This is a genomic window from Devosia enhydra (assembly GCF_900119845.1).
In the GTDB taxonomy this organism is placed as follows: Bacteria; Pseudomonadota; Alphaproteobacteria; order Rhizobiales; family Devosiaceae; genus FPKU01.
Window position 1 is genome coordinate 892,077 of record NZ_FPKU01000002.1, and the last position, 14,075, is coordinate 906,151.

The following is a 14,075-nucleotide window of genomic DNA, read 5'->3' on the forward strand; positions in this document are numbered from 1 at the left end:
GTGATTATGGCTCAGACCCAGCATGTGGTGTGTTCGGCCTGCGGCGCGACCAACCGGGTGCCGGTGGGCGCGGCGGCCAGGGACGGCAAATGCGGCAAGTGCGGGGTGGCGCTGTTTTCGGGCGTACCCGCCGACGTGCCGGCGGCCATCCTCGAAAAGCATATCGGCAAGTCCGACATCCCTGTTCTGGTAGATGTCTGGGCGCCCTGGTGCGGGCCGTGCCAGGTGATGGGGCCGCAATTTGCGGCGGCGGCCAAGATGGCCGAGCCCGGCCTGCGCTTCGTGAAGCTCAACTCCGACGACAATCAGGAGCTGGCGGGCCGGCTCGGCATTCGCGGCATTCCCACCATGATCCTGTTCAGGGGCGGCAAGGAAGTGGCGCGGGTTTCGGGCGCCATGCCGAGCGGGCAGATCCTCAAATGGGCCGAGGAGCAGGCGCGCGGCTGAGGCCTATGTCTACTCGGTCATCCAGACCGGGGTGCTTGGCTCCATCGGCGCCATCGGCCGGCGCAGGCGGGTGTAGGGAATGGCGCGCGGATCGGGCGGATAGGGTCCGCCGCAATTGACATAGATGATCTCGGCGGCGATGGGCGCGAAGGCTGGGTAGAAATGGCTCGCCGACTTGATCGCCACGGCCTTGCGGGCCCGAAGGTCTATGCCCATCCGGGTAAAGACATCGGGGTGGAAAGTCTGCGCTCTCTTGCTGGCGAGAACCACTTCGAATTCCCCGATGCGCAGCGATGCGGCGGCACCCAGCGAGACGAGGCTTTGCTGGAAGGGGATGACGAGATCGTCGGTGACGGCGATCACCTCGACATCGGCGTCGATGGGGATGCCCGAGGTTTCTGCCGCCTTGCCGCCAAAGCGCAGCCGCAGGCGGGCGCCGGGGCCGGCGGCGCGGCAGAATTCCACCGCCACCGGGTCCCACAGCGCACCGGCAGCCGTTGGGACATGCTTGTGCGTCATCAGCGCGTGGAGGAGGAAGGTGCTGTCGCCCGCAACCCCGCCGCCCGGATTGTCCCACCGATCCACGAGGATCACCGGGCCGCGCGGGGCCGCGACGGCGCGGGCCACGGCCTCTTCCGGGCCCGGCATTTCTGGCATGCGGTTGGCGCCAAAGCCCAGCACGCGGTCAGACAATTCGCTCGCCAGCGCCCGGCCCGTTGCGGGATCGGCGTCGGTTATGACGAGGATCTTGGTGCCCACATCAGGCATGTCGGCGGCCGGAAAGCCGTGGATGATGGAGATGCCGAGCACGCTGCCCTGGCCCTCGCGCGCCATGATGTCGTCGACGAGCAAGCGGCCGGGCTCGCGGCTCGTGAGGAAATTGGCGATGGCGCGGCAATCGAGCACGGCCATGTGCGGGACGATCTGCTTGCGCGCGGTGCGCAGGCAGAGATCGACAAGGTCTTCGGCGCGTTCGGAAAAATCGCTGTGCGGCACCTCCTTGAAGGCGACGATGAGCGTGCTGGATTCGATCATCGCCTGCGTCAGGTGGCAGTGGGGATCGAGCTCGACGCCGATGACGGTATCGGGGCCGACGATGGCGCGGGCGCGGGCGAGGAGGTCGCCTTCGCAATCCTCATAGCCCTCGGCGATCATGGCGCCATGGAGGCCGAAAAGCGCGATATCGAGCGGCAGGGCGGCGCTGAGCTGGTCGAGGATTTCGTCGCGCAGGCTCTCATAGGCCTCTCGCGAGACGATGCCGGCCGGCTCGGCCCAGGTCGCGGTGCCCTCGATGAGGGTAAAGCCATCCGTCTTCGCCCGCCGTCGCGCCGCGATAAAGGGCGCCGAGCAGAGCGTCGGGGTGGGCGGATGTTCGCCCGGGGCGGCATAGAAGGCGTCGTGGAAGGCGCGCCGGTCGATGCGGATGGGCGAAAACGTGTTGGTCTCGGTGGCGAGCGAGGCGACGAACACCCTCATGCGCGCGGCTTCCGGCTGCGCTGCGATTGCGGCGGCTCGGGCAGGATGCGCAGATCGCTGAGGCTATCCTTGGCGCTGCGCAGGCGCGCGAACAGTGCCGGCCCGCCGCGCAGGGCAATCGCGGTGGCGATGATGTCGATCAAGGTCGCATGCGCGACGCGCGAGGTCATGGGCGCGTAGATCTCGGTGTTTTCATGGGTATCGATGGCAAGGTTGATGTCGCCGGCCCGTGCCAGCGCCGTGTCGGGCTTGGTGATGGTGACGACCCGGGCGCCGCATTCGCGCGCCTTCTGCGCCATGATCACCGTGTCGCGCACCATGCCGGTATGGGAAAAGCACAGCGCCACATCGCCCTCGCGCAAGGTGGCGGCGGCGAGCCGTTGCAGATGGGTGTCGTCATAGGCGACGACGGGATTGCCGAAGCGCATGAGCTTCTGCTGGGCCTCGAGCGCCAGCATGCGCGCGGCGCCGGTGCCGTAGCAGTCGATGCGCGGGGCATCGGCCAGGATATCGATGGCGCGGCCCAGCGCATCGAGATCGATCGAGCGCTTGAGCATGGTGAGCGCATAGATGCTGGAATCGATGATCTTTTCGCTGACCCTGTCGAGGGTATCGCTCGAGAGCACGTCGGAATGAATATAGGGGGTGCCCGAGGCGAGGCTCTGCCCGGTCTGGAGCTTGAGTTCAGGATAGTTCCGCAGGCCGACCGCGCGGACGAAACGCAGCACGGTGGGCTGGCTGACCCCCACGGTTTCGGCGAGCGCGGCGATCGACATGCGCATCACCGTCTGGGGATTGCCCAGCACATAGTCGGCGACGCGGCGTTCGGACGGCGACAGCCCGTCGCGCCGGTAGGCCAGTTCGTCGAGAAAATGACCGTCGCGCTGGGCGGGCTCGCTGCCATTGAGGGGGATGTCTGTCACATGTGCTCCGGACGCTCGGAAATCTCGAAGACCGCTTCTACCTCGACACAGGCCTCGAGGGGCAGTGTCGCCACGCCGATGGTGGTGCGGCTGTGGCGGCCGGCCTCGCCCATGATGTCCACGATTGCATCGGACGCGCCATTCACCACGGCGCCGGGGGTTGTATAGTCGGGTTCGGCATTGACGAAGCCGCCGAGGCGGACGCAGGCGTGCAGCCGGTCGAGCGAGCCCAGCGCCAGCCGCGCCTGCGACAGAATGGTGAGGAGGCAGGCCCGCGCGGCGGCATTGCCCTCGGCTTCCGTAACTTTACTCCCTATCTTGCCGGTCCAGCGCTCGGGCACCTTGCCATCGGGGCCGAGCGGCAGCTGGCCGGAGATGTAGAGCAGGTTTCCCGTGCGCTTGAAGGGAATGTAATTGCCTTTGGGTTCAGATGCTTGCAGGAGGGCAAGCCCAAGTTCTGCGATGCGGGCCTCAATGCTCATGCGGGGTCGTCCTTGTGGTTCGAAGATCCATCCCGCGCCCGTGAAACGGTAGGTGGATGGGCTGGGCGGGCGGCCCTTCGGCCGTTTCTTCCGGCCGAGAGGCGATTGACGTGTCCAATTCTGTAACTTATCTACATCGACTTGCAAAGGGTCGGCGGCCGGTGATGCGTCCCCCGTTCCTTCCGGCCTCCCAGCATCTGGCGAAACGGACCTCATCGTGACCCTTCAAGCTGCCGCCCGCGCCATGCGCGACGATCTGCCCCTCGAAATCGAGAGCGTCACCGGGCTCGAACGGGTGAGGCTGGCGCGGCTGCCGACCCCTTATGAACGGGCGCCCCGGCTGGCCGAAGCCATCGGGGTGGCGCGGCTCGCTATCAAGCGCGAGGACATGGCGGGCTATGCGCTGGGCGGCAACAAGCTGCGGCAACTCGATTTTCTCATTGCCGAGGCCCTGGCGGCGGGCGCCGACATGCTGATCACCACGGCCGGCAGCCAATCCAATTTCTGCCGCTCGTTGGCGGGCGCGGCGGCCAAGGTCGGGCTCGGATGCCATCTGCATCTGCGGGCCAAGATGGGCACGGAGGTGGTCGGCAACCTCATGCTCGACCATATCTTCGGTGCGCGGGTCACCTTTACCCAGCAGAGCGATCCGTGGGACCCGGCGATCCGGGCCGAACTCGATGCCATTGCGGATGACTATCGCGCCAGAGGGCGCACTCCGCATGTGGTGCAACTGACCGGCACCAGCGCCGCAACCGGCGTTGCCGGCTGGGTGGCGGGGGCGGCCGAACTCGTGGCCGATTTCAAGACGGCGGGCCATACGCCCGATCTGGTGATGGCGGTGTGTGGCTCGGGCCTGTCGCTGGCCGGGCTGGCGCTGGGGTTCAAGCATCTGGGCTCGCCGGTGCGGGTGGTGGGGGTGAGCGCGCAGCAGCCCGAGGCGCGGCTCAAGGCGTGGATCACCGAAGCCGCCAATGTCGCGGCCGAGCGGCTGGGCTACGCGACGCGGCTTGCGGCGGAGGATTTCGACATCATCGATACCGAGATCGGGCCCGGCTATGGCATTCCGTCTGAAGCCAGCGTCGCGGCGGTGCGGCTCGCGGGCGAGACCGAAGGGCTGGTGCTCGACCCGGTCTATACCGGCAAGGGCATGGCGGCGCTGGTTGCTGCTGCGGGCGACGGGCGCATCGCGCCCGGGGCATCGGTGGTGTTCGTGCATTCGGGCGGAACGCCGGGCCTCTTCACCCACGCCGCGCGCTTTGCGACGACCTGAACCGGAGTGTCCTTCATGGACAAGGCCATCGGGCCGGCGCGGCTGACGATCGACCCCGAGGCGCAGGGCGTTTCGCGCGGGGCGCTGGTGGTGCCCCATTCCCATGACGGATCGGCCTATGGGCGGATCGAGGTGCCGGTCATCGTGGTCAATGGCCGGCCGGGCCCCACGCTGCTGCTGACGGGCGGCGTGCATGGGGACGAGTATGAGGGGCCGGTGGCGCTGCTCGAGCTTGCGCGAAACCTGAGGCCGGAGGGGCTCACCGGCCGGGTGATCATCGTGCCGGTCGCCAATCCGCTGGCCTTTGCGGCGGGGGCGCGGACTTCGCCCGAGGATGGCGGCAATCTGGCGCGGCTCTTTCCGGGCGATCCGGCGGGCGGGATCACCGCGCTCATCGCCGAGGGCATCGACCGGCTGCTGCTGCCGCTCGCCGATTGCGTGGTGGACCTGCATGCAGGCGGCAAGACGCTGGATTACATGCCGGCGACCCTCGCCCGCATTCCCGAGGATCACGTCCTTGCGGGCAAGGTCATCGCCGCCATGCAGGCCTTCGGCGCGCCTCTGGCGCTGGCTGCGCTGAAATCGGAATCGCGCGGCACGCTGGTGGCGGCGGCGCTCGCGCGCGGCATTCCCGCCTTTGCCACCGAACTGGGTGGCGCGGGCGGGCTGAGCCCGACCACGATGGCCATCGCGCGCGACGGCATTGCCCGGATGATGGCGCATCTGGGCATCGCGGCGGCGAGGCTGAGCGATGCTCGGCCAAGGCTGATGCTGGTGCCGCCCGAGGGCTATCTGCGGGCGCCTCATGCCGGGGTGTTCGAGCCGATCGTGGCGCTCGGGGAGACGGTCGCGGAAGGCGATGTGGCGGGGCGGCTCTGGGATTTCAACCGGCCCGACCTGCCGCCGGTCGAGCTTGCCATGCCCGCAATGGGGCTCGTCGTCTGCCGCCGGGTGCCGGCCATCGCCGTGGCGGGGGATGTGCTCCTTCACCTCGCACGGGACGCCAGCGAAGCCGACATGCTGCCCGGCTGACGCCGCATCAAGATTGCAGGACAGCCCCGGCCGGATCACTCCGGCCGGGGCTTGCTTATTGGGCGATCAGGACGGCATCAGCGGCTCGACGCGGGCGACGAGATCGGCCATGGCCTGTTCGGGCGTCTTCATGCCCAGAAGCGAGGCCTCGGCTTCCTCGCGGAAGAAGTCGGCGGCACGCGCCGATTCGTCGAAGGCCGGCAGCGGCACGCGGGCCACCTGCAGCACGCGCCGCTCATCCTGCGCATAGGACAGGCGCTCGATGATGCGCGGATCATCATAGGTCGAGTTGCGGATCGGGCCGTTGCCGTTGAGCGCGGCGGCCAGCGTCGCCTCGGGCGCCGACATCGCCTTGATGAACTGCCAGGCGAGGTCCTTGTTCTTGGAGTTCTTCGGGATCGCCATGCTCCAGAACTCGACCTTGGCCGGCGCCACTTCGTATTTGCTCTTGAGGGCGGCCGCGACGGGGAAGGTCGTGGTCTTGATCTTGCCGGCGACCTGGGACTTTTCCGGGTCGTTATAAAGACCATTGCGGCTCATCGAACTCATGGTCATGGCGGCGCGGCCGGTCTGCATCCAGGTATTGGCGTCCTCGGCCTTCATGCCCACGAGATTGCGCGGCACGGCGCCGGCCTCATAGAGCTCGCGGATGGCCTTGAGCGCGGTGATCATCGCCTCGGAATCGGCCACGACCTTGAAGTCGGGCGTGATGAAATCGGCATCCCAGGCGCGGGCGAAGGCGATGACTTCGGGGTAGGAAACGCCCGGCAGGATATAGCCGACCACCGGGGTGCCATCGGCGCGGGTATAGGTGCAGGCCTTGGCGATCTCGATGAATTCCTCGATCGTCTGGGGCGGGGCGGTAAAGCCGCGCTCGGCGAGGATTTCCTCATTGTAGTGCAGGCCGGTGGAAGCATGCCGGAAGGGCACCCCATACATCTCGCCCCCGAAGGTCATGGCCTCGCGCAGGCCGGGGAAGATGTCGTCCATGTTCTCGATCGGGTCGGCGGCCTGGTGGGGGCCGAGCGGCTCGAAGAGCGTCGCCACGCGCGGGGTGGCGTAGGTGTTGAGGATGAAGGCGATGTCGACCGTGGTCTCGCCCAACGAGGCCTCGCGGAAGACGCGGTCATGCAGCGGGCCGGTCTCGAAGGTGGCCCAGTTGAGGGTGGCGCCGGTCGCCTGCTTGAAGGGCGCGGTCACGTCGCCGCCGGCCGTGCCGTTCGATACGTTCTCCATCACGCGATGCGCGAAGATGTTGAGTTCCTTGGACTGGGCGAAGCTTACCCCGCCGAACCAGGGCAATGCCGCGCTCGCCGTGGCGGTGGCGATGAAATGTCGTCTCGTCAGGCCCATCCTATCCTCCATTGAATGTCCGGACCCGGAGGCTCCGCATGGCCGACCAGCCGGCCGCGGCCCTCTCCCCCGGGGGTTCACTGGAATGTAGGATAACTACGAAATCGCGCCATAACGCAAGCCGAAATGGCATTGACAGGCCGTATTTTGAAATTTTACTACATAGCCACCGTCGCGATCCGCGCATGCCGTGCGAGCCGGTGGTTCCTGAGGACCTCAAGAGGAATGGCCATGTCCGCCTCCCCCACTGCCGGCCGCGCCGGCTGGCGCCAGCTCGTGCCGCCCTTCCTTCTGATCGCGCCCGTACAGCTGATGGTGCTGGTGACGATCTTCCTGCCGGTGCTCTATGTCGCCTGGCTCAGCGTCAACCAGTCCTCCTTCGGGCAGAACCCCGAATTCGTGGGTCTGGCCAATTACGTGAAGGTTCTGAGCGACCCCTATTTCTGGCGCTCGCTGCTCAACACCGTCATCGTCGTATTGATCGTGGTCCATGTGGAACTGCTGCTGGGGCTGGCCGTGGGGCTGCTGTTTGCCAGCGGCGTGCCGCTGCGGCCCCTCATGCTCGCGGCGGTGCTCGCGCCCTATGCAGTGAGCGAGATCAGCGCCGTCGTCATGTGGCGCTACATGTTCGATCTCGATATCGGCATCATGACGCAGTTCCTGCAACTGATCGGGCTGCCGGCGCTCGAATGGTCGATCAACCCGACCCATGGGCTGGTGCTGATCGCGCTGTTGAGCATCTGGCTGCACCTGCCCTTCACCTTCGTCATTCTCTATGCCGCCCGGCTCGCCATTCCGCAGGATCTCTACGAGGCCGCGCAGGTGGATGGGGCGACGCCCTGGCAGCGCTTCCTGCGCATCACCCTGCCGCTTCTGGCGCCGGCCATGCTGATCGCCATGCTGTTCCGGTACATCTTCGCCTTCCGGCTGTTTTCGGAAGTGTGGCTGATGACGGGCGGCGGGCCGGCCCGGCAGACCGAGGTTCTGGCCGTCTACCTCTATCTCGAGGCCTTCCGCTACAACGCCTTCGGGGAAGCAGCGGCCACGGGCTGGCTGCTGCTGATCGCCTCGCTGGTGTGTGCCTTCTGGTACCTGCGCCGGCTCTACAAGGAGATGTTTGCAGATTATGCCTAAGCTCCTTGTCAGGGCGCTCAAGGCGCTCGCACTCACCGCCGTGCTGGTCTGGTCGCTGCTGCCGATCCTCCTGATCGCGGTATCATCGCTGAAGCCGGATCGCGACATCTTCGCGGCCCCGCCGCGCTGGCTGTTCGAACCCACGCTCAACAATTATGTCGGGCTCTGGACGCGCTGGGGCGATTTCTTCCAGGGGCTGGGCAACAGCTTCATCATCACGGCGGGGGCAACGATCCTTGCCGTGATCACCAGTGCCATGGCGGGCTATGCCTATTCGCGCTTCCGCCATCCGGGGCTGGCCTTCAGCGCCTTCTTCCTCATCTTCATCCGGCTCATTCCGCCCATCGTCATCACCCTGCCGCTCTTTCCGGTGGTCAACGCGCTGCGGCTGAGCGACACGCACATCCTGATGATCGTGCTCTATGCCACCTTCTTTGTGTCGCTGGGCACGCTGGTGATGCGCACCTTCATCGACCAGATCCCGCGCGAGATCGACGAGGCAGCCCATATCGACGGGGCCTCGCGGCTGCAGATCCTGTGGAAGATCATCTTCCCGCTCTCGGCCCAGGGCATGGTGGCGGTGGCGGTGTTCGTGGTGGTCTATGCCTGGAACGAGTTCCTCTTCGCCTTCATCTTCACCACCACCCGCGCCAAGACCGCGCCGCTGGTGATCTCCGAAATGTTCGGCGCCGTCGAAGGCGTCGAATGGGGCGTGCTGTTTGCCGCCTCGACCACCCAGCTCCTGCCGGTGCTGATCTTCGTCATGCTGGCGCAAAAACACCTCGTCGCGGGCCTCACCGCCGGCGGCACCAAGGGCTGACGCCGTCGTCATGCAGTTGGCCCAATCATTGATTCAGGAGATTGCAATGCCCTCCCTTTCCCACGCCCAGGCCCGGCAGCCGAGCGACGCGGCGCTGAGCCGGTTCGACCCCCTGCCGCGCATCATCTGCCTCGATGATTTCGATCGCGGCTTCTGCGGCTGGACCCAGCTGGTGGGCAATTACGAGGACAGCCTCGATGCCATGCTGCCCGGCTATGCCCAGCATTCATCGCCCATGCTCTCGACCCTCAGCCACTGGGATATCGGCTCGCATGGCGGGGTGGATGGCGATTATGCGCTCAAGATCGCCACGGGGCCGCGGCCCGGGGCGCAGAACGTCACCATCAAGCGGCTGACCTATCGGCGCGCCGGGCCGATCCGGCTCGAGGCCTATGTGACCTTCAAGCCCGAGGCCAATGCGCTCAAGCTCTCGGAAACCGACGTGCGCTCCTTCGGCTTCCTCTTCGACCTGCAGGTGGGCGACACGACGCCGGGCGAGCGGGTGATGCCGCATCTGCGCTTTCTCAATGCCAGCAGTGGCGAGCATGTGCAGAAATGGCAGTTCAAGCGCCAGTCCGTGCCCATCGTGCCCATCGGCACCGAGAACAAGACGATCTCGCACTACCATCTTTCGCCCGATGGCTGGGAGGACCTGCCGGGGGGCGCGCAGCGGCTCTGCTACAACGAGATCCCGACCAAGGTGAACTGGCACTATATCTGCTTTGATTTCGACCTTTCGAGCATGCAGTGCACCGGCTTTCGCTGCAACGACCGGGTGTTCGACATGTCGGGCTTTGACAGCCTGCGCCTTCCGGCAATGAAGAACCTCTGGTGCATGCTGAACCTGGCGTTCTTTGCCGAGACCGACAGCGGCAAGCGCGCCTTCGTCTATATCGACAGCGTCTGCCTTTCGGGAGACTTCTGATGCGGATGAGCAATTCGGCGGTCGTTACCCGCAACATCACCTGGTCGGGGCTGGCCCATTCCGAGCCCTATGAGGCCGGCTGGGCCGGCGAGGCAGTGATCTTCGTGCGGGCCTTGAAGCCGGGCATCGGCGGGGCCGGCATCGCCCATGTCGAAATGTCGGCCGATGGCATGAACTGGGCCCGCGAGGGCACGAGCTTTCCCCTGCCCACGAGCGAAAATGAAGTGACCTTCGGCAGGGTCAGCCATTTTGGCAACTGGCTGCGCATCGCCGCCGAATTCCCCGAGGGCGCGAGCCTTACTGTGCTCGTTACCCTCCATTTCAAGAGCTGACGCCATGACCAGTGCCGCATCGGGTTCCCCGCTCGCCATCAGGGCCATCACCCTCCATCCTTTGAGGGTCAAACTGCCCAAGGCGCAAAAGACCGGCCAGGCAGTGTTCGAAGCGCTCGAGATCGTGGTGGTCGAGGTCAAGGCCGAGAACGGGCTTGTCGGCATCGGCGAGGCGCTGGCGCGGGTGGGATCGGCCGGCTATGCGCGGCTGATGGAGGATGCGCTCGTGCCGCGGCTCATCGGGCAGGACGCGTTCGACCGCCGCAGGCTGTGGAAGGCGATGCGCTCGGTGCTGACGGGGCGGCCCGGCGGCCAGCTGGTCGAGGCGATCTCGGCCATCGACATCGCGCTCTGGGACCTTGTGGGCCAGCATCTGGGCGTGCCGATCCACCAGCTTCTGGGCGGCATGGGGCGCAAGCGGGTCAGGGCCTACGCGTCCTCGATCAACTGGCTCGATGACGCGACCGCCGAGGCCGAGGTGCGGATGTGCCTCGATCTGGGGTTCCGCGAGATCAAGGTGAAGCTCGGCCAGAGCGTGCAGCAGGCGATCGCGCGGGCGCGGCTCGTGCGCGAGCTTGCTCCCGAGGCGCTGCTCGGGGTCGACTGCAACTGGGCCTTCGATGTCGACGAGGCCATCCAGCTCGGGCGGGCGCTCGGGGATCTCGGCTATGACTTCTTCGAGGAGCCGATCGTGCCGCACGACCGGGCCGGTTATCGCCGGCTCGCCCATCATCTGCCGATCCGGCTGGCGGCGGGGGAGAGCGACTATGTCGCGGCCGAGGCGCTGATGTCGCTCGAGGACCGGGTGCTGGGCATGATCCAGCCCGACGTGACGCGCTCGGGCGGCATCACCGAAACCTGGCGCATCGCCGAACTGGCGGCGGCCCACAATGTCGCCTATGCCCCGCATGTGGGCTGGTCGGGCGGTATCTGCGCGGCGGCGAGCTTGCATCTGGCGGCGGCGGCCGAGAGCTTCCGCACCTATGAATGCATGGTGTTCGACAATCCGCTGCGCACCGATCTCTGCACGCCGCTGGTGGGCGACCGGACACAGCTCGTCGATGGCCTGCTGGAGGTGCCGCAGGGGCCGGGCCTCGGCGTCACCCTCGACCGGGACGTGGTGGATAACCACCGCATCGGCTGATCATCAAGAGGCTTCTGCGCCGCGCGAGCTTTTGACCAGCGCGGCGCAGTTTTGGTCTTACGCCGAGACCGTGCGGGTCGCTTCCCGCAGGGCGGCGACGACGCGGTTTGCGCCGCGCATCAGCTGGGTGCGGGCAAAGCCCTTCGTCGCGTCGCCATGGGCGCTGAGCTCGGTGGCCACCGACAGCTGCGGCAGGCCCGGGATGGGCAGGGCCGGATCATGGGTGAAGCGCGGCCCGCGCGTATAGTTGAGTGGCACGAGGATGCGGGCGAGCTTCTGGATCGCCGCATTGGCCTTGGCTTCCGTGACGCTGCCCGCTTCGATGCCGGCATAAAAGCGCGACAGTGCCGCCTTGAGCTCGGCCAGAGCGGCCGAGACCGGCTCGAGAAGCGCGGCATCGGCACCCGCCGCCTTGACATATTTGGCCAGCGTCGCCTCGAATTCAGCAGAGGTCGCCCGCCAGTCGAAGGGGAGAACGGGGGCGTTGGCCACCGCCATGACGGCGGCGAGGTAGACCTTGATGTCGCGGATGAGGATATCGCGGTCGGCGATCTCCATCAGGTCGTTCTCAGTGTGCCAGGCGATGTTTCCGCCGCAGCCGCCGACGGTATAGTAGTTCATCTCCTTGCGCTTCTCGACCGTCATGGTGGAGGAGAGCATGAAAAAGCTCGAGAGCCCGATATTGTTGAACGAGTAATCCCCGGCGCGCAGGGGACGCTCGCCATGCGAGCCCATGCCGGTGACATCGCGAATCACGGTCTGGCAGAAAGCCTCGGTCTCGCTCATCCAGGCGACGTTCTCGTAGACATCGGCCCAGCGGCAGCCGGGGCTGTCGCAATTGACCTGGGCGATGCAGTTCTCGTCGAGATCGATGGCGAAGGCATCGGCGAACCAGGCCGAGCCGGCATAGCGGCCGGTGGAATGGCCCGGCCACCAGGCGATGCGGACCGAGCGGCGAAGGCTTTCGCGGTTGGCCCAGAGGACGCGGGCGATTTCGAGGAGCGCGGCGTCGCCGGTGGCGTTGTCGCCGACCCCGACATCCCAGCTGTCATAATGGCCGTGGAGCAGCACGAACTTGTCGGGCTCGCTTACGCCGGGCACATTGACCACCGGAACCAGCGACTTGAACCAGCCTTCCTCGAGCTTTGTCCTGATCGTGGCGCTGCCGCCGCGCTGGGCGAGCGCGACGAGCTTTGCGCCATCCTCATTGTTGACCACGGCGACCGGGATGCGCGGCTTGCGCGGCAGGCCATCGAGATCGGGCGTGCCCCAGACCGAGGAGCAGATGCCCCAGTGCCGGTCGACACCCGGATTGATGCCAATGACGCCGATGGCGCCCTTGTCCTGGAATTCGAGCACCTTGTTGGGCGAGGCAAAGCCGTCGGTCAGCACGATCTTGCCGCGGATGCGCTCTTCGGCGGCGGCGGCTTCGTCGCGGTTCTTGTCGTAAAAGCTCGAGACCGTGGCTGAAAGCGTGCCGGGGACGTGGGCGAGGAGGCCGGTGAGGCCTTCGGGGCAGCTCAGGGAATAGGCGGGGGGCTTCGAGGCGAAGGTTGTCCCCTCCGCTTCCACCGAGGCCTCATAGGGAATGGAGAGGTAGAGCTGGGCTTCGAGCAGCTCGACCGGAACACCCAGTGCCTCGAGGCGCCTGGCGATGTCATGGGCAGAGGCTTCGACGTCTTCGGGCTTCCAGCGCGGCATGGTGGAGAAGGCTTCGACCAGCGCCCAGGGCGCATTCCCATTGACTTGATCGATGACCTTGTTGATTGCCGTGTCGAGCATACGGCCCTCCTTCCTGGTGTTGGTTGACCGGTGGCATTGCGACCGGGGCTGGGCCTACGATGCCTCATCGGCAATTGTCGTACAATCCCGGATTGTACGACAATTTTTGACTAGGCTTTGGCGGTCGCCGCAGTTAGTGTCTGGGCCGATGAGCACGGGCGGCGAAGGCGCCGCGACACGTTGGGGAAGAGGACCGACCCGCCGGGCGGCATGACGATGAACGAGCTGCTCAAGATCTTCCAGGTCGATTTCGGTGCCCTGGCGCAGCCGGCCGAGGGCGATATGCCCGGCCGTCCGCTGACGCGCGACCGCGTCTTCGAGGCGGTCCGGCAGGCGATCGTCGAGGGTCGGCTGGCGCCCGGAACGCGGCTGCCCGAGCGCGAATTGTGCGAGGCCTTCGGCATCAGCCGCACGGTGGTGCGCGAAGTGGCGCGACGGCTGGAGGCCGAAAAGCTCGCCACCGTCATTCCCCATAGCGGGCTGCGGGTCGCGACCGTCACCCGCAAGATCGTGCGCGAGATCTACGAGATCCGCATGGAACTCGAAGTCATCATCGTGCGCAGCTTTCTGGCCTGCGCCAGCGACGACGACATCGCGGTGGCCCAGGAGTTCGGGCAGAAGCTGCTCGATGCCGGCATGCGCTCGGACAAGGTCGGCATGGTCGAGACCATGTCGAGCTTTCTGCGCTTCATGACCGAGGTGGCCGACAACCAGATCGCCGCCGAGCTGCTCGCCCAGCTGCGCTCGCGGGTCAACATGCTGCGCGTCTATGCCATGGCCGAACCCGGCCAGCTTGAAACCGGCATGGAGGGCGTGCGCGCCATCATCGCCGGCATCACCGCGCGCGACGACGCGGCGGCCGAGCGCGCCACCCGCGTCTATGTCAGCCGCTCGGCCGAGGCCGTGCTGCGCCACATGGAGAGGGACGCATGACCCGCGCGGGTCGCGCGCC

The 14,075-nt window shown here is 66.5% G+C and carries 14 protein-coding genes; 9 read left to right on the forward strand and 5 right to left on the reverse strand.

Features of this window, described 5'->3' with window-relative positions:
* Positions 1–6 precede the first annotated feature (6 nt).
* Positions 7–447 (forward strand): thioredoxin TrxC, encoded by a 441-nt coding sequence (gene trxC / locus BT183_RS13390; RefSeq protein WP_072343906.1) that lies wholly within the window; start codon positions 7–9, stop codon positions 445–447.
* Between the two features lie 9 nt (positions 448–456).
* Here trxC and BT183_RS13395 read toward each other — a convergent pair whose 3' ends face one another.
* Genes BT183_RS13395 through BT183_RS13405 form a run of 3 tightly spaced genes read right to left on the reverse strand, consistent with a single transcriptional unit; the run spans position 457 to position 3,328 of the window.
* Positions 457–1,923 carry a M81 family metallopeptidase gene (locus BT183_RS13395; RefSeq protein WP_072343909.1) on the reverse strand — a complete coding sequence of 489 codons (1,467 nt, stop codon included), beginning with the start codon at positions 1,921–1,923 and terminating at the stop codon, positions 457–459.
* Positions 1,920–2,846: an SIS domain-containing protein gene (locus BT183_RS13400; protein ID WP_084603520.1), complete on the reverse strand. Its 927-nt coding sequence runs from the start codon at positions 2,844–2,846 to the stop codon at positions 1,920–1,922. Before BT183_RS13400 ends, BT183_RS13395 begins: the two co-directional genes overlap by 4 nt.
* The gene (locus BT183_RS13405; protein ID WP_072343911.1) at positions 2,843–3,328 is read right to left on the reverse strand and encodes a RidA family protein; all 486 of its coding nucleotides are present in this window, start codon (positions 3,326–3,328) and stop codon (positions 2,843–2,845) included. The genes BT183_RS13400 and BT183_RS13405 overlap by 4 nt, the downstream gene beginning before the upstream one ends.
* 217 nt (positions 3,329–3,545) lie before the next feature.
* On the opposite strand from BT183_RS13405, the gene BT183_RS13410 reads away from it, so the two are divergent.
* Both BT183_RS13410 and BT183_RS13415 read left to right on the forward strand, forming a co-directional pair.
* Positions 3,546–4,601 (forward strand): pyridoxal-phosphate dependent enzyme, encoded by a 1,056-nt coding sequence (locus BT183_RS13410; RefSeq protein WP_143145797.1) that lies wholly within the window; start codon positions 3,546–3,548, stop codon positions 4,599–4,601.
* Positions 4,602–4,616: 15 nt separating this feature from the next.
* Positions 4,617–5,633: a succinylglutamate desuccinylase/aspartoacylase family protein gene (locus BT183_RS13415; protein WP_072343917.1), complete on the forward strand. Its 1,017-nt coding sequence runs from the start codon at positions 4,617–4,619 to the stop codon at positions 5,631–5,633.
* A gap of 66 nt (positions 5,634–5,699) precedes the next feature.
* On the opposite strand, the gene BT183_RS13420 is transcribed toward BT183_RS13415, so the two are convergent.
* Positions 5,700–6,986 carry an ABC transporter substrate-binding protein gene (locus tag BT183_RS13420; RefSeq protein ID WP_072343920.1) on the reverse strand — a complete coding sequence of 429 codons (1,287 nt, stop codon included), beginning with the start codon at positions 6,984–6,986 and terminating at the stop codon, positions 5,700–5,702.
* 231 nt (positions 6,987–7,217) lie between these two features.
* On the opposite strand from BT183_RS13420, the gene BT183_RS13425 reads away from it, so the two are divergent.
* From BT183_RS13425 to BT183_RS13445, 5 genes are read left to right on the forward strand one after another with little or no spacing between them, the layout of a single operon-like run.
* The gene (locus tag BT183_RS13425; RefSeq protein WP_072344776.1) at positions 7,218–8,120 is read left to right on the forward strand and encodes a carbohydrate ABC transporter permease; all 903 of its coding nucleotides are present in this window, start codon (positions 7,218–7,220) and stop codon (positions 8,118–8,120) included.
* A complete protein-coding gene (locus BT183_RS13430; protein WP_072343923.1) occupies positions 8,113–8,940 on the forward strand; it encodes a carbohydrate ABC transporter permease in 828 nt (275 codons plus the stop codon). The genes BT183_RS13425 and BT183_RS13430 overlap by 8 nt, the downstream gene beginning before the upstream one ends.
* 46 nt (positions 8,941–8,986) lie before the next feature.
* Positions 8,987–9,865, forward strand: a complete 879-nt coding sequence (locus BT183_RS13435; protein WP_072343925.1) for a DUF6772 family protein — start codon at positions 8,987–8,989, stop codon at positions 9,863–9,865.
* Complete coding sequence (locus BT183_RS13440; protein WP_244545331.1) at positions 9,865–10,197, forward strand: hypothetical protein; 333 nt, start codon at positions 9,865–9,867, stop codon at positions 10,195–10,197. The genes BT183_RS13435 and BT183_RS13440 overlap by 1 nt, the downstream gene beginning before the upstream one ends.
* A 4-nt stretch (positions 10,198–10,201) precedes the next feature.
* Positions 10,202–11,341 (forward strand): mandelate racemase/muconate lactonizing enzyme family protein, encoded by a 1,140-nt coding sequence (locus BT183_RS13445; RefSeq protein ID WP_072343928.1) that lies wholly within the window; start codon positions 10,202–10,204, stop codon positions 11,339–11,341.
* A 57-nt stretch (positions 11,342–11,398) separates the two neighbouring features.
* Here BT183_RS13445 and BT183_RS13450 read toward each other — a convergent pair whose 3' ends face one another.
* Positions 11,399–13,123, reverse strand: coding sequence for a M28 family peptidase (locus BT183_RS13450; RefSeq protein WP_072343931.1), 1,725 nt, complete (start codon positions 13,121–13,123; stop codon positions 11,399–11,401).
* A 180-nt stretch (positions 13,124–13,303) separates the two neighbouring features.
* On the opposite strand from BT183_RS13450, the gene BT183_RS13455 reads away from it, so the two are divergent.
* Positions 13,304–14,056 (forward strand): GntR family transcriptional regulator, encoded by a 753-nt coding sequence (locus BT183_RS13455; protein ID WP_143145798.1) that lies wholly within the window; start codon positions 13,304–13,306, stop codon positions 14,054–14,056.
* Positions 14,057–14,075 lie beyond the last annotated feature (19 nt).

Coding starts and splice junctions, on each gene's coding strand:
- BT183_RS13440 (WP_244545331.1), top strand. CDS start 9,865: ATGCGGATGAGCAATTCGGCGGTCGTTACCCGCAACATCACCTGGTCG.
- BT183_RS13450 (WP_072343931.1), bottom strand. CDS start 13,123: ATGCTCGACACGGCAATCAACAAGGTCATCGATCAAGTCAATGGGAAT.
- BT183_RS13420 (WP_072343920.1), bottom strand. CDS start 6,986: ATGGGCCTGACGAGACGACATTTCATCGCCACCGCCACGGCGAGCGCG.
- BT183_RS13430 (WP_072343923.1), top strand. CDS start 8,113: ATGCCTAAGCTCCTTGTCAGGGCGCTCAAGGCGCTCGCACTCACCGCC.
- BT183_RS13425 (WP_072344776.1), top strand. CDS start 7,218: ATGTCCGCCTCCCCCACTGCCGGCCGCGCCGGCTGGCGCCAGCTCGTG.
- BT183_RS13405 (WP_072343911.1), bottom strand. CDS start 3,328: ATGAGCATTGAGGCCCGCATCGCAGAACTTGGGCTTGCCCTCCTGCAA.
- BT183_RS13395 (WP_072343909.1), bottom strand. CDS start 1,923: ATGAGGGTGTTCGTCGCCTCGCTCGCCACCGAGACCAACACGTTTTCG.
- BT183_RS13445 (WP_072343928.1), top strand. CDS start 10,202: ATGACCAGTGCCGCATCGGGTTCCCCGCTCGCCATCAGGGCCATCACC.
- trxC (WP_072343906.1), top strand. CDS start 7: ATGGCTCAGACCCAGCATGTGGTGTGTTCGGCCTGCGGCGCGACCAAC.
- BT183_RS13415 (WP_072343917.1), top strand. CDS start 4,617: ATGGACAAGGCCATCGGGCCGGCGCGGCTGACGATCGACCCCGAGGCG.
- BT183_RS13435 (WP_072343925.1), top strand. CDS start 8,987: ATGCCCTCCCTTTCCCACGCCCAGGCCCGGCAGCCGAGCGACGCGGCG.